Below are 17823 nucleotides of genomic sequence, written 5' to 3'. Positions count from 1 at the left end.
TCGCCGACCACTACTCGGCGACGTCGACCACCCCTTCGTCGACCGCCCATTTGATGGTCCGATCGAGGTCCGCGCACGATTCGGGTCGTCCCGGTTCGGCGCCCTGCTCGGCGAGCCTGGCATAGACCGGGCAGCGGGCGGCGGGGTTACCGGTCCACTGGATCGAGGTCTGATGCGAACTGCTCTTGCGCACCAGCACCTCGCTCTGACAGCTCAGGCACCGCAGTGGAGTCAACCCCTCATCGAGGTACCTGGCCTTGTCGACGACCGTTTGGGCAGCAACCGCCGCACGCCGAGCGGGCTGATCGGCGAAATCGGGTGCTTTCGCCCACGTCGCGGTCATCACACACCAGCCTCCGTGGCAGCCGAATCGGCCTCGGCCGCCTCGGCCTCACGTTTGCGGCGCAGATTCTCGGCGACCTCCGCCTCCCATGCCTCATTGGCCTTGGTGGTGTCCACCTCGAACTCGAAGCGCTGAGTCATCTTCTCGGTCACATCGGCGACGTCGACGTAGAACTGGTCGTACCAGCGACGCAGCTGGTAGACCGGGCCGTCTTCCTCGCACAGCAGCGGATTGTCGACCTTGGACTTGTGCTTCCAGATCTCCACGTCCTGCAAGAAACCGTCACCGAAGAAGGTGGTCATACTCTTGGCGAGCTTCGCCGCCGTGGCGTCGTCGAGACCCTTGGGCTTCTCGACGCTGAGCCCCCACTGCAACACGAAAGAGTCCTGGTCGACCGGATAATGGCAGTTGATCAGGTTGACCGTGATCTCATATCCGCCATAGATGTTGACCAGCGGGTTGATCATATAGGACGGGCCGAAGTACGACGCCTCCGACTTCAACAGGTTGTCGCCGCCGTACTTGGCCGCGATTCCCACATCCGGGCGGCCCTTGGTCTCCAGGAACTGCGTCGCGACGTGACCTTCGAAAACGTTCTTGAAGTAGGTCGGGAAGGCGAAATGGATGTAGAAGAAGTGCGCCATATCGACCACGTTGTCGATGATCTCGCGGCAGTTCGCGCCCTCGATCAGCAGCGAGTTCCAGGTCCACTCGGTCCAGTCGTTGTTGAGTTCCTCGACCGGATTGCCGTCGGCGTCGGTGTAGGGGCCCTTGATGTAGGGGATCGTGATCTCGGGCGGCGGCGGGTTGCCCTCATGGTCATGCCAGACGAACAGCTGACCGTTGCGCTCGAGGGTGGTCCACTTCCTGGTCCGCGCCAGCGGCGGGACACGGCGCGCGTACGGGATCGACGTGCATTTGCCGCTCGCACCCCAGCGCCAGTCATGGAAGGGGCAGGCGATGTCGTCGCCCTTGACCTCGCCCATGCTCAGGTCGCCGCCCATATGCCGACAGTAGGCATCGAGCACCCGCAATTCGCCCGCCGTATCGGCCCAGACCACGAGTTTGGTGCCGAACGCGTTGACCGAATGCGGTTTGCCGTCGCGGTAGGTCTCGGCCAGACCCAGACAATGCCATCCCCGCGCATAGCGGGTGGGTGCCGAGCCGACATCCAGCTCTCGAACCTTCGCACCGCTGCGCGGCGCTGGATCTGCGGACTCCCGGGGCCCTCCGTGGTTACGCACGCTGCCGCCTCCAGGCCCGTCGCTCGCCCGCGCTGGGGTAACTGCCATCGCGAATCCTCCTCCTTCTGTACTAGAACACGTTACAAAAATGTCGCGTTCCACGCCAGCGATAGCCCTTACTTCCTGCACATGCCGTGTCGAACCCGGCAATGAACACCTGTTCTCGACATAAATAAGAACGTGTTCTAGTCTCAAAGACAAATGAGTACCGGTTACCAACCAAGGCAGGAGCAGGTCCGGAAATGACGCAAGAAGTGACCGAACGGGTCGAAGCGCTGTTGCCGATGCTGCGCGAACGCGCACAAGAGGCCGAGGACCTGCGGCGCATCCCCGACGAAACCATGAAGGCGCTCCAGGAGACCGGCTTCTTCAAGCTGCTCCAGCCCAAGCAGTGGGGTGGGCTCGCTGCCGATCCGGTGATCTTCTACGACACCGTCCGCAAGCTCGCCAGCGCGTGCGGTTCCACCGGCTGGGTGGCGGGCATCATCGGCGTGCACAACTGGCACCTCGCGCTGTTCTCCCAGCAGGCGCAGGAAGAAGTGTGGGGTGCGGACACCGATGTCCGCATCTCCTCGTCCTATGCGCCGATGGGTGCGGGCACCGTCGTCGAGGGCGGCTACCGGGTCAGCGGCTCATGGGCGTGGTCCTCGGGCTCCGACCACGCCGACTGGACCTTCGTCGGCGGGCCGGTGATCAAGGACGGCCGCCCGGTCGACTTCGGCAGCTTCCTGATTCCCCGCTCCGAATACCGCATCGATGACGTGTGGAACGTCGTCGGTCTGCGCGGCACCGGCTCCAACACCCTGGTGGTCGAGGACGTGTTCGTGCCGCGGCACCGGTTCCTCAGCTACAAGACGATGAACGATCTGGCCTCGCCCGGTCTGGAGCGCAACACCGACCCGGTGTACAAGATGCCGTGGGGCACCATCCATCCCACCACCATCTCCGCCCCGATCGTCGGCATGGCCTACGGCGCCTACGCCGCCCATGTCGAGCATCAGGGCAAGCGGGTGCGCGCGGCCTACGCCGGGGAGAAGTCCAAGGAGGATCCGTTCACCAAGATCCGCATCGCCGAGGCCTCCAGCGATATCGACGCCGCCTGGCGTCAGCTGGCGGGCAATGTCGCCGATGAGTACGCGCTGCTGCTCGAGGGCAAGGAGATCCCGTTCGATCTGCGGGTGCGCGCCCGGCGCGATCAGGTCCGCGCCACCGGTAGGGCCATCGCCTCGATCGACAAACTGTTCGAAAGCTCCGGCGCCACCGCACTCGCCAACGGCACACCGCTGCAACGCTTCTGGCGCGATGCGCATGCGGGCCGAGTGCACGCCTCCAACGATCCCGAGCGGGCCTACCTGATGTACGGCGCGCATGAATTCGGCCTGCCGGTCACCGACGGGATGGTGTGACGTGACCTCGACCGCCGAGCTCACCTACGAATCCACCTCCCGGTTCGCGCAGGTGCGACCGGACCTGAAACTGCACTACCACGAGGCCGGTGTGGGAAACGGCCCCACGATCGTGCTGCTGCACGGTGGCGGGCCCGGCGCGTCCTCGTGGTCGAACTTCTCCCGCAATATCCCGGTACTGGCGCAGGACTTCCATGTCATCGCCGTCGACCAGCCCGGCTACGGCAGGTCCGATAAGCCGACCGAACATCCGCAGTACTTCGTGCACAGCTCCTCCGCGCTGAAGGATCTGCTCGACACCCTCGGCATCACCGATCGAGTACATCTGCTGGGCAATTCGCTCGGCGGCGGCACCTCGGTGCGGTTCGCGCTCGACTATCCGGACCGCGCGGGCAAACTCATCCTGATGGGTCCGGGCGGTTTGAGCACCAACCTGTTCGCACCCGACCCCACCGAGGGTGTGCGACTGCTGTCGAAATTCACCTATGAGCCGACGCGCGAGAACATCGAGGCGTTCATCAGGATCATGGTGTTCGACCAGTCGCTGGTCACCGACGAGCTGATCGATGAGCGGTTCGCCGCCGCGGGCACACCGGAGTCGCTCGCCGCGATGAAGGCGATGGGCAAGTCCTTCGCGAGTGCCGATTTCGAGAAGGGCATGCTCTGGCGTGACGCCTACAAGCTGCGTCAGCCGGTACTGCTGATCTGGGGCCGTGAGGACCGGGTCAACCCGCTCGACGGCGCGCTGGTGGCGTTGAAGCAGATCCCGCGCGCGCAGCTGCACGTCTTCGGTGGCTGCGGGCATTGGGCCCAGCTGGAGAAATTCGCCGAATTCAACCGGCTGGCCACCGATTTCTTGAACGGGGTGAAATAGCGATGGGGATTCGCGCGCTCGGCTACATGCGCATCGAGGCCACCGATATGGCGGCCTGGCGCGAATACGGCCTCAAGGTGCTCGGCATGATGGAGGCTCCCGGCCCCGATTCCGACAACCTCTACCTGCGGATGGACGATTTCCCGGCGCGCCTGGTGATCGTTCCCGGTGAGAAGGATCGGTTGCAGGTCTCCGGCTGGGAGGTCACCGACGCGCCCGCGTTGCAGGAACTCCGGGAAACCCTCGCCCGTGCCGGGGTCGCCTTCAAGGAGGCCACCAAAGAGGAACTCGCCGAACGCCGCGTCGAGAACATGATCCGGTTCGAGGACCCCTCCGGCAACACTCTCGAAGCGTTCCACGGGGCCCAGTATCTGGCGCGTCGGTTCGTCAGCCCCTACGGGCACAAGTTCGTAACCGAAGAGCAGGGCTTGGGACATGTGGTGCTGACCTGCACCGACGACGCCGCAGCGCAGGCATTCTACCAGGACGTCCTCGGGTTCCGGTTGCGTGACTCGATGCGGCTGCCCCCGCAGATGGTGGGCAGGCCCGCCGACGGCGATCCGGCGTGGCTGCGGTTCTACGGCTGCAACCCGCGCCACCATTCGCTGGCATTCCTGCCGCTGCCCAATTCGACCGGCATCGTGCATCTCATGCTCGAGGTGGAGAATTCCGACGATGTCGGGCTCTGCCTCGACCGCGCGGCACGCAAGAAGGTGAAGATGTCGGCCACCCTCGGCCGCCATATCAACGACAAGATGCTGTCGTTCTATATGAAGACCCCGGGCGGATTCGATATCGAATTCGGTTGTGAAGGCCTGGAAGTCGACGATCACGCGTGGATCGCGCGGGAATCCACCGCGGTATCGCTGTGGGGTCACGACTTCACCGTTGGGATGAAATAACGATGAGCGACGGGGTGGACGTGACCACTGAGGAGTATCCGGCCATCGACGGCCGCGCCTTCCGTAATGTGCTCGGGCAGTTCTGCACCGGCATCACCGTCATCACCACCTTCGACGGTGCGGAGGCGGAGAAGACGCCGATCGGCTTCGCCTGCCAGTCCTTCGCCGCCCTGTCGCTCGACCCGCCGCTGGTGCTGTTCTGCCCGACCAAGGGCTCGCGCTCCTGGGCCGCGATCGAACGCAACGGACGCTTCTGTGCGAACGTCCTCGCCGAGGAACAGCAGCAGCTGTGCGCCCGCTTCGGTTCCCGCGAACCCGATAAGTTCGCCGAAACCAGCTGGCACACCTCAGAACTGGAGCTACCGCTCCTCGACGACGCCCTCGCCACCATCCAGTGCTCGGTGGACCGCGTCGTCGACGGCGGCGATCACCACATCGTGATCGGCCGTGTGCTGGCCCTGTCGGAGTCGACCACCTCCGGCAGGCCGCTGTTGTTCTACCGCGGTCAGTACACGGCCATCGAACCGGACAAGACGGTACCGGCGCCGTGGCGGGCGGATCTGGAGCACTTCCTCACCACGACAACTCTCGATACCTGGTTGTAGAGCGGCATGCTCCGGCGTGGTTGGGCCGGGTTCGGGGAGTGCGCGCCTAGATTCGGCTCATGTCGACGCGGGAGTCCGAGGAGCAGCGGGTACTGGCGACGCTCGACTTCCTGAGCAGACTCGCGGTATCGCTGCTCGAAGCCGGGTTCGCGACGGGCATGATGCTGCAAACGGTGAGCGCCTGCGCTGCCGCAATGCGACTCGACGGCTGCACGGTGACGGGTATGGGGCGCATCGTCACGCTCGAATACGTCGGTGCCGACGACAAGCCGGTCACCCGGACCGTCGTCGCCGACACCCTGGACGCCTTCGACTGCGACCGGATGAAGCGGTTGAAGGACGTGGCGCGTGAGGTCGTGGTCGACGGCCTCGATGCGGGCACTGCCGCCGGGAAACTCGCCGCCGCGAATCGTGGCCCGCAACCGTGGCCGCAATGGTTCGTACCGATCGGTGGCGGACTGCTCGCGCTGTGTATCGCCGTGCAGGTCGGCGGTTCGGCAGCGGCGTCTGTCCTGGCCGGAGTGGTCTTCGTCGTGGTGAATGTGACCGGCCTCGGCCTCGGACGGCTGCTCGTTCCGAAGCTGTACGCGGTCGCGCTCCAGACGCTCCTGGCCGCGACCTTCGCGGGTGTGCTGCACGGTCTCGGCGTGCTGTCGGTGACCGAGGCGGCGGTGCTGCTCGCCACCAACGCGGTGCTACTGGTGCCGATGCCGCAGCTGGTGTCGACCGCCATCGACGCGGTGAACGCCGACAGCCTCACCGCGCTGGCGCGCGCATCGTCGGCGCTGCTCGCCATCGGCGGTATCGCACTCGGCGCGACCGGGGTTCTCGCGCTGTCGGAACGGCTGTCGATCGGCCCGCCGGTCGATCCGCAATTGCCGACGCTGCCGATCTGGCTCGGTATCGTTTTCGCGATCCTCGGGTCGCTGTGCAATGCGGTACTCAACCGGGGTGGGCGCGATCTGCTGCTACCCGCCGCCGTCGCCGGACTGCTGACGGCGGCCGTCAACCAAACGCTGTTGCACGCCGGGAATCTGTCCCCGGTGTGGTCGACTCCGCTCGCCGCCGTCGTGCTCGGCTTCGCCTCCGCCGCGGTATCCGAACGCCTGCGCCTACCCATATCGGCGCTGGCACTGGTGGGCATCACCGGTGCGCTGCTGCCTGGCCTCACCCTCTATCAGGGCCTGATCTCGGAACTGGACGGACAATCCGGCGGCGGATACTTCGGTCAGGTCTTCGCCATCCTCATCGGTATCGGCGTCGGCGTTTCCCTCGGTATCCTCATCTACCTGCTCATCAGCCGCAGGCCGCTGGTTCCGAGCGCGGAGTGACGGTGTACTGCTGATCGCTCGGATTCGACGTATCGCAGCGACCTTCCGACTCATCCGGCAACTCCGTCGGATAAGTGCTCAATTGTTGAGCACTTATCCGCGTTGAATAGATGTGCAACAGCGAAACCGACACCGGGAGACGACCATGAGCCAGATCGAAGGCACCCTCCTCACCTGCACCGACGTCGCGGAGTGGGAGGAGTGGTTGGCAGCCAATCATGATCGGGCGGACGAGGTGTGGGTGAAGATCGCCAAGAAGGGGGCGGCGGACCCCACGATCACACTCCCCGAAGCGCTCCACGGGGCGCTCTGCTACGGATGGATCGACAGCGTTCGGCGCAAGTGCGACGCCGAGCACTATGTGCAGCGATACTCGCCGCGGCGGGCGCGTAGCCCCTGGTCGCAAGTCAATGTGGCGAAGGTCGAGGCACTGCTGGCGGCGGGACGGATGCGGGCTCCCGGGCTGGCGGCGGTCGAGGCCGCGCGGGCCGATGGACGGTGGGATGCGGCGTACCTCTCGCAGCGCGAAGCGACGGTTCCGGACGATCTCGCGGCGGCGCTGGACCGGAACCCCGCCGCGCGAGCACGGTTCGACGCACTGGATCGCACCGGGCAGTACGCGCTGTTTCTGCGCTTGATGAAGGCCACGACGCAATCGCGGCGGGCGAATCAGTTGCACCGAATCATGACCGAACTCGGCGGAGATCGGTAACCCAGCACACCATCTCCGATGCGGGTCGCCGATCACCTCGGTGAGTCGAACTCCCCGGATGCCCTCGCCCCACGGCCGGTGTTCCGCAATGCGTCATCGCTGTCCGCCGACAGCAAGGTCGTGGACGCTCCGTTCCTCGACTACGTCCGCTCCACACCCGGCATACTCGTGCTGCGCCCGGAGTGACGTTCGATGTACAGCCTCGGGTGACCAGACATCAGTGGCTACCGAGATCGATCATCAGAATCTTGACGACGTGGTGCGGATCGCCCACATCACCTTCGCGGGTGTTGTTGCAGTACTGATAGTCGATGCGTCCGGCCCCGCTGATCTCGTAGTGAATCGTCCGTGAGTACCCGACCCACTTCGGGCCGTGGTTCTTACCGCGCAACACAGTCGACGATCCCACCGCAGGTGGGGATCCAGGAGTGAACGACACGTGGTCCCAGAACTGCCGTGCAGATGTCAGACCGACCCGGTCCGCAAGCCCATTCCACACATCGAGCAGTTGACGGTGCACCAGAACCCGGTAGACGGGTTTCTGAGCGGGCCTACCGCCCGGGGAGCGCGCCGCGACGAATGGCCGGTACGCACCTGGCCTCGGATCGCGGTCAGTCATCGTTGCTCAACTGCGGAGCATCCACCTCAACGTAATCGGACTCGTCGGACGAGCCGGTGAGCGCGGCACGACGCAGGGGGTCTCGCATCACCGACGCAGTTGTCACCCAGGCGTGCAACGCTTCTCGCAGTGGGCCGGGATCTTCCGATGTCAGCGTCAACACCACAGCATTTCGGATCTCCGCCAGCGCCTCTGCCCTGTCGTCCGGATCGAATTCGGACAGCCACGCCAACCCACCGAGTTCAACCGGAGTCGGTGTGTCGGTACGGGCGAGTACGGCTTCGGCCGTGAACAGCTGCTGCGTCACAGCGGACGCCTCATGCAGCGCCGCAATGCGCTGAGCTGCGAGCATGACAAGTACCGACCCATCGGTGTCACGCAGCGAAGCCGACGAGCGTTTCGCCTCGTCCAGGAACTCGCGGCGCCGCGACCCCGCAAGATCACTGACCTGGAACATCGTCATGCCATGATCCTAGCAAAATTATGGCATGACGATTCTCCAGCAGGCTCGGACATCCACCCACGTGGTACATCCGGAACACAACGGGGCCGCGAACGGAGGGGTTCGTTCGCGGCCCGTTGCGGGAAGGGATCAGGCGGTGACTGGTGCCTGTTCCCGCTGAAGTTCCAGCGCAATGTCGATGAGCTGGTCTTCCTGTCCGCCGACAAGCTTGCGCTTGCCCGCGCGGACGAGCATTTCCGCCGCCGAGACTCCGTAGCGTTCGGCCTGGCGTTCGGCGTGGCGCAGGAAACTGGAGTAGACGCCCGCGTAGCCCATCATCAGGGACTGGCGGTCGAGCAGGCATTCGGCGGGCATCGCGGGGCGGACGACGTCTTCGGCGGCGTCGGCCATGGCGAAGAAGTCGATGCCGGTCTTGATGCCGAGCTTGTCGCAGACTCCGACCAGCGCCTCCACCGGTGTATTGCCCGCGCCCGCGCCGAATCGGCGGGCGCTGCCGTCGATCTGGGTGGCGCCCGCGCGGATGGCGTAGATCGAGTTCGCGACGGCGAGGTCCATGTTCTCGTGGCCGTGGAAGCCGACCTGGGCGTCGTTGCCCAGTTCGGCGACCAGCGCGGCGACCCGGTCGGAGACCTGCTCGAGCACGAGCGCACCGGCCGAATCCACCACGTACACGCACTGGCAGCCCGCATCGGCCATGATCCTGGCCTGTGCGGCCAGCGCCTCCGGCGGCTGGGTGTGCGACATCATCAGGAAGCCGACAGTTTCCAGACCGAGTTCCCGGGCCAGACCGAAATGCTGGATGGAGACATCGGCCTCGGTGCAGTGGGTGGCGATGCGGCAGATGCTCGCGCCGTTGTCCTGGGAGATCTTGATGTCTTCCTTGACGCCGACGCCGGGCAGCATGAGCACCGCGATCTTGGCCTGCTTCGCGGTTTCGGCCGCGATGGTGATCAGTTCCTGCTCGGGGGTTTTGGAGAACCCGTAGTTGAACGAGGAACCGCCGAGACCGTCACCGTGGGTGACCTCGATGACCGGCACACCGGCGCCGTCGAGCGCGGTGACGATGTCACGCACCTCGGTCGCGGTGAACTGGTGCCGCTTGTGATGGGAACCGTCGCGCAGCGAGGTGTCGGTGACGCGAATATCGAGTTCAGCTGAAAAAGCCATGGGGAACGCTCCTTACACCCGTGCCGAGGCGATCTGCTTGGCCATGACCTCGCCGACCCTGGTGGCGGCGGCGGTCATGATGTCGAGGTTGCCCGCATAGGGCGGCAGGAAATCGCCCGCGCCTTCGACCTCGACGAAGACCGACACCTTCGCCATGCCGCCGGACACCACCGACGGCTCGTCGAACTGGGGCTCGTTGAGCAGCCGATATCCGGGCACGTACTGCTGGATGTCGGCGACCATCCGGTGGATGGAGTCGGCGATCGCGTCGGTGTCGGCGTCGTCGGGGATGGCGCAGAAGATGGTGTCGCGCATGATCATCGGCGGCTCGGCCGGGTTCAGGATGATGATGGCCTTACCGCGTTCGGCGCCACCGATGGTCTGCACGCCACGGCTGGTGGTCTTGGTGAATTCGTCGATATTGGCGCGGGTGCCGGGCCCGGCCGATACCGAGGACACCGACGCGACGATTTCGGCGTAGGGCACCGGAACCACACGCGACACGGCCGCGACGATCGGAATGGTCGCCTGACCACCACAGGTGATCATGTTGACGTTCGGCGCGTCGATATTGGCCCCGAGGTTCACCGGCGGCACCACAGCGGGCCCGACGGCGGCGGGCGTGAGGTCGACGGCGCGAATCCCCTTCTCCGCGTACTTCGGCGCCGCATCGCGGTGCACATACGCCGACGTGGCCTCGAAGACCATATCCGGCAGTTCGGATTGCCCGAGCAGCCAGTCGACACCCTCGTGCGAGGTCTCCAGACCGAGCCCGCGGGCCCGCTTCAAACCTTCGCTGTCGGGATCGATGCCGATCATCCAGCGCGGTTCGATGTGCTCGGAGCGGAGCAGTTTGTACAGCAGATCTGTGCTGATATTGCCGGACCCGACGATCGCGGCGGTGACGGTCCCTTCGGACACGGCATACCTCCTACGTGAATTGCAAACGGACAGAACCGAGTCCGGCGAACTCGGCATGGAAAGAATCTCCGGGACGCGCATCGATGGCGCGTGTGCAGGAACCGGGCAGGACCACATCGCCCGCCTTCAACCGGACCCCGAAGCTCGCGACCTTGCGGGCCAGCCACGCCACCGCGATGACCGGATCACCGAGCACCGCATCGCTGCGGCCCTCGGCGACGATCTCGTCGTTGCGGGTGAGCACGGCATCGATCGCCTTGATATCGATGTCCTTCGGCGCCACCCGCTCCTTGCCGAGTACGAAACCGGCCGAGGAGGCGTTATCGGAGATGGTGTCGGCCAGGCCGATGTTCCAGTCCTTGATCCGCGAATCGATGAGTTCGATCGACGGCGCGAAGGCGACGGTGGCGGCGAGCACGTCTTCCTCGGTGCAGTCCGCGCCGGGCAGATCGGCGCCGAGCACGAACCCGACCTCCACCTCGACCCGAGGAAACAGGTAACGATCGGCTTCGACCGGAACGTCTTCGTAGACTTCCATTTCCGCGAGCAGATGACCGTAGTCCGGTTCGTCGACACCCATCATCTGCTGCATCGCCTTCGAGGACAGGCCCACTTTGTGCCCGACCACCCTGGCGCCGCTGTCGAGCCTGCGCCGGATATTGATCAGCTGGATCTCGTAGGCGTCGACGACATCGATATCGGGATGCCTGGCGACCAGTGGATCGATGGCGACCCGGTCGCGTTCGGCGCGCTCGAGTTCGTCGGCCAGTTCGATTCGTACCGCATCGGACAGCACGTCAGTGTTCCTTTCTCTCATGAGCGGACCCCTCCGCGCTTACACTTCGCTGCCGCCCCCGAGACCGACCACTCATGAGGGGCTCCTCTCCACCGTCGCCGGATCGCGCTGGAGGCTGTGCACGCCAGCCGCCGAACGTCCCGCGCGACGTCCGGAGAACACGCAGTCGGCCAGCGACAACCCGCTGACGTAGGAGTCCGAGCAGATGCCGACGGCGGTGCGCCCCGCCGCGTACAGGCCCGGAATATCGGTTCCGTTCTGCGATTTCACCGCGCCGGTGTCTTCGTCGACGACCACACCGCCGAGAGTGAGCATCGGGCAGGGGTTGATCACGCTCGGCCGGACGGAGACATCGAGCAACCAGAACGGGCCGGTGCGCAGCGGGGTGCAGTACTCGGCCGGTTTGCCCATCGGGTCGGGTACGCCCTCGTCGATGGCGCGGTTGTAGGCGTCGACGGTCGCGCGCAGACCGCCAGGGTCGATCCTCGCCTTGGCCGCGACCTGTTCGAGCGTGGTCCCACGCTTGGCACTGCGCCGCATGGCCTCGAACTGGGCGCGCTGGAACCAGGTGCCCTGGACGCCGATCTGGTCGATGGCGGTGCGCATCATGGTGGCGTCGGCCAGCAGCCAGCCGGTACCGCTGTGCTCGGTGACCAGCGCGTGCCCGACGGCGGCGCCGTAGCGGGTTTCGTCGATGACGCGGCGGCCCTCTCCGTCGACCAGGACGGCGCCGGTGAACACACTCGGCGGCAGCAGGAACCGCCAGGCCGAGACGTTGCCCATCCGGTCGGTCGCCGCGCCGACGCTGCGCGCCAGCTCGATTCCGCTGCCATCGTCGCCGGTGGTGCCCAACGCCATCCCGCCCTTGTAGGCGGGTGCGTGCTCGGCGATCATCGCGCGATTGGCGATGAAACCGCCCGCGCTGACCACGACGCCGCGCCGCGCGAGCACCCGGATAGTGGTGCGGTAGCGCTCGTCCATCTTCGCCAGCCGCTTCTCCAGCGCCTTGCGCAGCGGCGGGTAGTAGATGCCGGGTTTGGCCGCGAGCTTCGCCATGCGGGTGTAGCGGTCCCGGATCCGGCCGGGTGCCTCACGCAGGGTTCGGCATTCGACGCCGATGACGGTGCCGGTGTCGTCGGTGATGAGTCGGGTGACCTGGGTCAGGGTCTCCACCCGGACCCCGGCCCGCGAGGTAGCCGCCGACAGCGGCCCGGACAACTGTTTGCCGGATACCCCGCGCCCGTGCACGCGATGGCCGCGCTGAGCAGCGGGGATATCGGCGAAGGCGCCGGAGATCTCACTGCCGGAGTAGTAGAGGTAGTAGTCGTCGTTCGGATACGAGGTCTTGTACGGACACAGCGACGCCTCGAACGGGACGCCGTGCCCCTTCAGCCAATCGATCATGGCGGGACTCTGGTCCACGAAGCGCCGCAGCGTCTCGGGGCGGACCGCGTCACCGACCTCGCGTTCGAGGTAGGCCAGCATCGCCTCGGGGGTATCGGCCACACCGGCCTCACGCTGCACCGATGTGCCCCCACCGGCGTAGATGATTCCGCCCGACAGCGCGGTCGCGCCGCCGCCGGTGAACCGCTCGAGGACAAGCACCTGGGCGCCGTCGCCCGCCGCTTCCAGCGCCGCGCAGGCACCCGCTGCCCCATAACCGACGACGACTACGTCGGCGGTCAGGTCCCAATCGAGGCTCATGTACTCCACTCCGGATCGACTCTAGGTCGAAACTCGGTTACAAACTGAAACGAGTTTCCTTGACGATAAGACTGCTGCGTTCTCCCATGATTCGCAAGTCATCACCGCTGATAGGGCGAAGACAATAGAAAAACAACCAACTTCTCTATAACGTGTTCTACATGACTGATCGGGAATACGATGTGGTGGTGGTCGGGAGTGGCGCCGCCGGAATGACCGCCGCTCTGACAGCTGCCCACCACGGGCTCAGCGTGGTGGTCATCGAGAAGGCCGCACACTACGGTGGATCGACCGCTCGCTCCGGTGGTGGCGTATGGGTTCCCGGCAACAAGGCACTGCTGGCCTCGGGACGTCCCGACGACCGGGAGGTCGCGCGGAAGTACCTGCACAGCATCATCGGGGACGCGGTGCCGAAGGAGCGGATCGACACCTACATCGACCGTGGGCCGGAAGCGCTGAACTTCGTGCTCGACCACACGCCGCTGAAGCTCAAATGGGTTCCCGGCTACTCCGACTACTACCCCGAGGCTCCGGGCGGTAAGGGCGACGGCCGCTCGTGCGAGCCCAAACCGTTCGACGCGATGGTCCTCGGCGAGGAACGGTTCAACCTCGAACCGCCGTACGCCAAGGCGCCGCTGAACGTCGCCGTCATGCAGGAGGACTTCGTCCGGCTCAACCTGATCAAACGCCATCCCAAGGGCATGATGCGCGCCATGCGGGTCGGCGCACGCACCTACTGGGCGAAGTTCACGCGCAAGCATCTGCTGGTCATGGGCCAGGCGATCATGGCGGCCATGCGCAAGGGGCTCATGGACGCGAACGTTCCCTTGCTGCTCAACACTCCGATGACCAAGCTCATCGTGACCGACGGCGTGGTCACCGGCGTCGAGGCGCTCGAGGACGGCAAGCCCGTCACCTTCACTGCGCGCCACGGCGTCGTCCTCGGCAGCGGTGGTTTCGAGCACAACGCCGAGATGCGCGCGAAGTATCAGCGCCAGCCCATCACCACCGAGTGGACGACGGGTGCGGCGGCCAATACCGGTGACGGCATCGTCGCGGGCATGGACGCGGGCGCCGCGATCGGCTTCATGGAAGACGCCTGGTGGGGTCCGACCGTGTTCAAGGGCGAGGGCAGGCCGTGGTTCGCCCTGGCCGAGCGCAATCTGCCCGGCTCGATCATGATCAACACCGACGGTAAGCGTTTCGGTAATGAGTCCGCTCCTTACGTCGAGGCTGTGCACACCATGTACGGCGGCGAATACGGTCAGGGTGAGGGTCCGGGCGAGAACATTCCCGCCTGGCTGGTGTTCGACCAGCGTTATCGGAACCGCTACATCTTCGCCGGGCTACAGCCTGGTCAGCGGTTCCCGTCCCGCTGGATGGAAAACGATTTCATCGTCAAGGCCGACACCCTCGAAGAACTGGCCGATAGGCTCGGCGTGCCCGCCGACAATCTCGCCGCCACCGTCACCCGGTTCAACGGTTTCGCCGAAACCGGCAAGGACGCGGACTTCGGCCGCGGCGACAGCCACTACGACCGCTACTACGGCGACCCGACCGTCAAGCCGAACCCGTGCCTGGCCGCGCTGGTCCAGGGGCCGTTCTACGCGGCCAAGATCGTGCCGGGCGATCTCGGCACCAAGGGTGGGCTCGTCGCCGATACCGCCGGGCGTGTACTGAAGGAGGACGGCACCCCGATCGGCGGTCTGTACGCCTCGGGCAACTGCTCGACACCCGTCATGGGCCACACCTACGCCGGTCCCGGCGCGACCATCGGACCCGCGATCGCGTTCGGCTATCTGGCGGTGCTGGATATCGCCGAGCGGAAGAAGGCGGAGCCGGTGGAGGCTTCGGCCGAGGTTTAGCGGTGTCGCACGCGGGTGGTCGCCGGTTGCCACTGGCGATCGACGACCACCCGCGCTCGGTCCACATCAGCGTCCACGCTCGGCGTTCGACGCTCCTCCACCGGCCGCACGCTCTGGGCCGGTATCGCCGCGACATTCTGGCGAGTCGTCATCGGCCTCGGTGCCGAATAGAGTGACCGTCCCACGAGGCGGGCGATCCGGCGCCGCGCAGGGCTCGCGATCGGCAGGATGACGAAGACGGCGGCACCGATTTGTCCACACTCATGCACAAGGAGAACTGATGCCCATCGACCCGAAGATCGCGCTCGGCGCCGAACTGCCGAGCCGGGAGTTCGCGTGGACGGCGTCCGACGTCCAGCTGTATCAGCTCGGCCTCGGCGCGGGTGCGCGCTGGACCGACGCCGCCGAACTGCGTTACCTCGACGACCGCACCCCACAGGTGCTGCCGACGTTCGCGACGGTCGCGCAGACCCTGCACGAAACCGAGCCGCCGAAGGTCAGCTTCCCCGGCATCGACATCGATCTGGCCAAGGTGGTGCACGGCTCACAGGAGATCGTGGTGCACCGGCCGATCCCCGCCTCTGGTAAGGCGACGAGCACGGGCCGGATCAGCGAGATCTGGGACAAGGGTTCGGCCGCGGTCGTGGTGCAGGAGAACACCATCACCGGCTCCGACGGCGCCCCGCTGTGGACGGCTCGCTCCTCCATCTTCGCCAAGGGCGAAGGCGGTTTCGGCGGCGAACGCGGACCGAGCACGAAGTCCGAATTACCCGACCGCGCACCAGATTTCGACGTCACCACCCCGACCCTCCCCCAGCAGGCGCTGCTCTACCGCATGCTCGGCGACCGCAACCCCCTGCACTCCGACCCCGAATTCGCCCGCGCCGCAGGCTTCCCCAACCCCATCCTGCACGGCCTGTGCACCTACGGCATCGTCTGCAAAACCGCCACCGACACCGCGCTCGACTCCGACGCCTCCCGCGTCACCGGTTTCCGGGCGCGCTTCGCCGGTGTGCTGTACCCGGGCGAAACCATCCGCACCCGGATCTGGAAGAGCGACGGTGAACTGACCATCGCGGCAAGCGTGGTGGACCGCGACGATGCCCCGGTACTCGCCGACGTCCGATTGACCTTCAGCAACTAACCAACCATCGCACCCATCGGCGTCTCGCGATCCACGCGAGGCGCCGATGGTGCGTCCACCACCCGGAATCACCGACCGTCGCGCTCCAGCCCGGCCCACACCTCGATGGGGGGTGCGTGGACCACCCCGGCGGCCGTTCAGATGCCGTCGCGACCTGCGCGCCGATAGGTGGCGTGACTTCATGACTTGACCTTGACACTGTGGCAAGGACTTGGGTGGGTCGACGAAGGAGGTGGTTGCTGTGAATACAACCAACCATGAGGTAGATGCCCGCCTCGTCGACGCTCTTGGCGGCGCCGAGGCGTCGGCCCGGCTGCGGACGGCGCTTTCGGCAGGCACGCTTGGCGATCCGCGCCTTGCCGAGACGCCGGACATGCCCCGCTCATCGCCTCGACTACGTGGCTGCTCACCCCGGGGCAGCCAATCAATGACCGATAGCAAGGAACCCCGCCCGGACAAATACGTCCACCGCCGATGTCGTGGCGGCAAACGCGAAGTCGTCCAGCGAATCACTCGGCTCGCCATCGGCGCCCTGATGGCCGGCGCCCTCCTGTCCCCCGCCGCGCTCGCACAAGCGGAGGCGCCGCGGGTCGCGATGGCCGAGGTCGCCGACACCGGCTCGGCAGGCACCGGCTCCGCAGGCGAAGCCGCATCCGCCTCGATCTCCTTCCTCATGCGGTCGGCCTGCGTGATCCTGCGGCTCGTGAAGGATCCGACGATGTGCCCGATGGTTCCCGCCCCGTTCTGAGCGCCCGAGTCCATGACCTGACATGACGCGACGACGTCGGTTGGTCCCGCCGAATTCGGCACCCGATATCCGGGATGAAAGATTCCGGAAACATGCACAAGGAGATTCATACAATGACACGAACTCTACGGTCGCCCAAAGCGATTCGTCTCGCCGTCGGCGCAGCCGCTCTCGGAGTGGTTGCGAGCGTTACCGCTGTGGTGGCACCACCCGCGTCCGCGACCGTCAAGAGCATCGGCATCCACCCGTCGGCCACTGTCGGCACCCATCAGTACGCAACGACCTGCTCCTATACCGTGGCAGTGACGGTAGACGACAACACCAAGCCGGTCTACTTCTTCGAGGAAGGCCAGGGCCCCACCGGCTTCGCCGAGGCGATGCCGTCCGGTAATGCAGCCCGGGTGACGTGGACCCCGTCCAGGACGGGCATCACCTACATCTATGCCATCCAGGCGGGGTCGACGCTTCAAGTGAAACAGGTGATCGGCGGCGTCGGCAACGGCATCAACACCGGTTCTGCCTGTATCGCAATCTGAGTCCCCACCAGAAACCGGCAGCGGGCCCGGCCGCGGTCACCACCGCGGAACTGTCGCCGGGCCCGCGCGCTACCACTCGCCCGGCGCCTGATCCGCCGGTGAACGGCTCGGGGCCGAAGCGGCCCCACGCCAACGGAGACGCGCACCATCACGGGCCGACTCCACTCGAGGACGTCTTCGCCTTGCTGCGACGTGCCGTACCTCGCGCCTGCCATTCGTGCCCGATCCACATCCAGTGGAACCGCTGCCCGGGTCGTTACGTCTAAGAAGGCGTAGGTATGTTGTGGCCGCCGGGCGGAGTGGAGGGTTCTGGGGTGGGTATCGAGATTCCCGAGGCGTTGCAGTGGGCGGCGAAGTATGTGGTGGGGGCCGGTGATTGGCCCGAGGGTGATGAGACCGCGATGCGGCGTATCGCCGACGCCTACACCACCGCAGCCACGACT

At 65.9% G+C, this 17823-nt stretch carries 19 protein-coding genes; 11 read left to right on the top strand and 8 right to left on the bottom strand.

The features are described 5' to 3' along the window. Positions 1-10: 10 nt before the first annotated feature. Complete coding sequence (locus QH168_RS12165; RefSeq protein WP_280234704.1) at positions 11-343, bottom strand: hypothetical protein; 333 nt, start codon at positions 341-343, stop codon at positions 11-13. After that, positions 343-1587: a Rieske 2Fe-2S domain-containing protein gene (locus QH168_RS12160; RefSeq protein WP_280234703.1), complete on the bottom strand. Its 1245-nt coding sequence runs from the start codon at positions 1585-1587 to the stop codon at positions 343-345. The genes QH168_RS12165 and QH168_RS12160 overlap by 1 nt, the downstream gene beginning before the upstream one ends. Before the next feature lie 242 nt (positions 1588-1829). On the opposite strand from QH168_RS12160, the gene hsaA reads away from it, so the two are divergent. The 7 genes from hsaA (at position 1830) to QH168_RS12125 (ending at position 7603) form a co-directional block, all read left to right on the top strand. After that, on the top strand, positions 1830-2993 hold the full coding sequence (gene hsaA / locus QH168_RS12155; RefSeq protein WP_280234702.1) for a 3-hydroxy-9,10-secoandrosta-1,3,5(10)-triene-9,17-dione monooxygenase oxygenase subunit: 1164 nt from the start codon (positions 1830-1832) through the stop codon (positions 2991-2993). Between the two features lies 1 nt (position 2994). After that, on the top strand, positions 2995-3867 hold the full coding sequence (hsaD, locus tag QH168_RS12150; protein ID WP_280234701.1) for a 4,5:9,10-diseco-3-hydroxy-5,9,17-trioxoandrosta-1(10),2-diene-4-oate hydrolase: 873 nt from the start codon (positions 2995-2997) through the stop codon (positions 3865-3867). A 2-nt stretch (positions 3868-3869) separates the two neighbouring features. After that, positions 3870-4769 carry an iron-dependent extradiol dioxygenase HsaC gene (hsaC, locus tag QH168_RS12145; RefSeq protein ID WP_280234700.1) on the top strand — a complete coding sequence of 300 codons (900 nt, stop codon included), beginning with the start codon at positions 3870-3872 and terminating at the stop codon, positions 4767-4769. Between the two features lie 2 nt (positions 4770-4771). Then, the gene (gene hsaB / locus QH168_RS12140; RefSeq protein ID WP_280234699.1) at positions 4772-5374 is read left to right on the top strand and encodes a 3-hydroxy-9,10-secoandrosta-1,3,5(10)-triene-9,17-dione monooxygenase reductase subunit; all 603 of its coding nucleotides are present in this window, start codon (positions 4772-4774) and stop codon (positions 5372-5374) included. Positions 5375-5433: 59 nt separating this feature from the next. Continuing rightward, a complete protein-coding gene (locus QH168_RS12135; RefSeq protein ID WP_280234698.1) occupies positions 5434-6705 on the top strand; it encodes a threonine/serine exporter family protein in 1272 nt (423 codons plus the stop codon). Between the two features lie 145 nt (positions 6706-6850). Further along, complete coding sequence (locus QH168_RS12130; protein WP_280234697.1) at positions 6851-7417, top strand: YdeI/OmpD-associated family protein; 567 nt, start codon at positions 6851-6853, stop codon at positions 7415-7417. An 18-nt stretch (positions 7418-7435) separates the two neighbouring features. Further along, entirely contained in the window at positions 7436-7603 is a 168-nt protein-coding gene (locus tag QH168_RS12125; protein WP_348537582.1) for an N-acetylmuramoyl-L-alanine amidase-like domain-containing protein, read from the top strand. Positions 7604-7634: 31 nt separating this feature from the next. Here QH168_RS12125 and QH168_RS12120 read toward each other — a convergent pair whose 3' ends face one another. From QH168_RS12120 to QH168_RS12095, 6 genes are all read right to left on the bottom strand, one after another. Then, the gene (locus tag QH168_RS12120) at positions 7635-7826 is read right to left on the bottom strand and encodes a hypothetical protein (RefSeq protein WP_280234696.1); all 192 of its coding nucleotides are present in this window, start codon (positions 7824-7826) and stop codon (positions 7635-7637) included. 202 nt (positions 7827-8028) lie between these two features. Then, positions 8029-8499, bottom strand: a complete 471-nt coding sequence (locus QH168_RS12115; RefSeq protein WP_280234695.1) for a hypothetical protein — start codon at positions 8497-8499, stop codon at positions 8029-8031. A gap of 129 nt (positions 8500-8628) precedes the next feature. After that, on the bottom strand, positions 8629-9666 hold the full coding sequence (gene dmpG, locus QH168_RS12110; protein ID WP_280234694.1) for a 4-hydroxy-2-oxovalerate aldolase: 1038 nt from the start codon (positions 9664-9666) through the stop codon (positions 8629-8631). Between the two features lie 12 nt (positions 9667-9678). Then, entirely contained in the window at positions 9679-10587 is a 909-nt protein-coding gene (locus QH168_RS12105) for an acetaldehyde dehydrogenase (acetylating) (protein WP_014348785.1), read from the bottom strand. A gap of 10 nt (positions 10588-10597) precedes the next feature. Then, on the bottom strand, positions 10598-11383 hold the full coding sequence (locus tag QH168_RS12100) for a 2-keto-4-pentenoate hydratase (RefSeq protein WP_280234941.1): 786 nt from the start codon (positions 11381-11383) through the stop codon (positions 10598-10600). A 72-nt stretch (positions 11384-11455) separates the two neighbouring features. Further along, positions 11456-13087, bottom strand: coding sequence for an FAD-binding protein (locus tag QH168_RS12095; protein ID WP_280234693.1), 1632 nt, complete (start codon positions 13085-13087; stop codon positions 11456-11458). A 161-nt stretch (positions 13088-13248) separates the two neighbouring features. Between QH168_RS12095 and kstD the strand changes: the two genes are divergently transcribed. From kstD to QH168_RS12075, 4 genes are all read left to right on the top strand, one after another. Further along, positions 13249-14952: a 3-oxosteroid 1-dehydrogenase gene (gene kstD / locus QH168_RS12090; RefSeq protein WP_280234692.1), complete on the top strand. Its 1704-nt coding sequence runs from the start codon at positions 13249-13251 to the stop codon at positions 14950-14952. Positions 14953-15232: 280 nt separating this feature from the next. Next, entirely contained in the window at positions 15233-16096 is an 864-nt protein-coding gene (locus QH168_RS12085; RefSeq protein WP_280234691.1) for a MaoC family dehydratase, read from the top strand. Between the two features lie 241 nt (positions 16097-16337). Then, positions 16338-16844: a hypothetical protein gene (locus tag QH168_RS27700; protein ID WP_432421082.1), complete on the top strand. Its 507-nt coding sequence runs from the start codon at positions 16338-16340 to the stop codon at positions 16842-16844. Between the two features lie 197 nt (positions 16845-17041). Continuing rightward, the gene (locus QH168_RS12075) at positions 17042-17380 is read left to right on the top strand and encodes a hypothetical protein (protein WP_280234690.1); all 339 of its coding nucleotides are present in this window, start codon (positions 17042-17044) and stop codon (positions 17378-17380) included. Positions 17381-17823: the final 443 nt, after the last annotated feature.

Source organism: Nocardia cyriacigeorgica (genome assembly GCF_029868385.1).
In the GTDB taxonomy this organism is placed as follows: domain Bacteria; phylum Actinomycetota; class Actinomycetes; order Mycobacteriales; family Mycobacteriaceae; genus Nocardia; species Nocardia cyriacigeorgica_F.
This window is presented reverse-complemented; position numbering and strand designations above follow the sequence as displayed.

Excerpts from the sequence above, each read along its gene's own strand:
- QH168_RS12125 (WP_348537582.1), top strand. The coding sequence starts at position 7,436 with ATGCGGGTCGCCGATCACCTCGGTGAGTCGAACTCCCCGGATGCCCTC.
- QH168_RS12085 (WP_280234691.1), top strand. The coding sequence starts at position 15,233 with ATGCCCATCGACCCGAAGATCGCGCTCGGCGCCGAACTGCCGAGCCGG.
- QH168_RS12165 (WP_280234704.1), bottom strand. The coding sequence starts at position 343 with ATGACCGCGACGTGGGCGAAAGCACCCGATTTCGCCGATCAGCCCGCT.
- hsaA (WP_280234702.1), top strand. The coding sequence starts at position 1,830 with ATGACGCAAGAAGTGACCGAACGGGTCGAAGCGCTGTTGCCGATGCTG.
- QH168_RS12115 (WP_280234695.1), bottom strand. The coding sequence starts at position 8,499 with ATGACGATGTTCCAGGTCAGTGATCTTGCGGGGTCGCGGCGCCGCGAG.
- kstD (WP_280234692.1), top strand. The coding sequence starts at position 13,249 with ATGACTGATCGGGAATACGATGTGGTGGTGGTCGGGAGTGGCGCCGCC.
- QH168_RS12130 (WP_280234697.1), top strand. The coding sequence starts at position 6,851 with ATGAGCCAGATCGAAGGCACCCTCCTCACCTGCACCGACGTCGCGGAG.
- hsaC (WP_280234700.1), top strand. The coding sequence starts at position 3,870 with ATGGGGATTCGCGCGCTCGGCTACATGCGCATCGAGGCCACCGATATG.
- QH168_RS12135 (WP_280234698.1), top strand. The coding sequence starts at position 5,434 with ATGTCGACGCGGGAGTCCGAGGAGCAGCGGGTACTGGCGACGCTCGAC.
- hsaB (WP_280234699.1), top strand. The coding sequence starts at position 4,772 with ATGAGCGACGGGGTGGACGTGACCACTGAGGAGTATCCGGCCATCGAC.
- QH168_RS12095 (WP_280234693.1), bottom strand. The coding sequence starts at position 13,087 with ATGAGCCTCGATTGGGACCTGACCGCCGACGTAGTCGTCGTCGGTTAT.
- dmpG (WP_280234694.1), bottom strand. The coding sequence starts at position 9,666 with ATGGCTTTTTCAGCTGAACTCGATATTCGCGTCACCGACACCTCGCTG.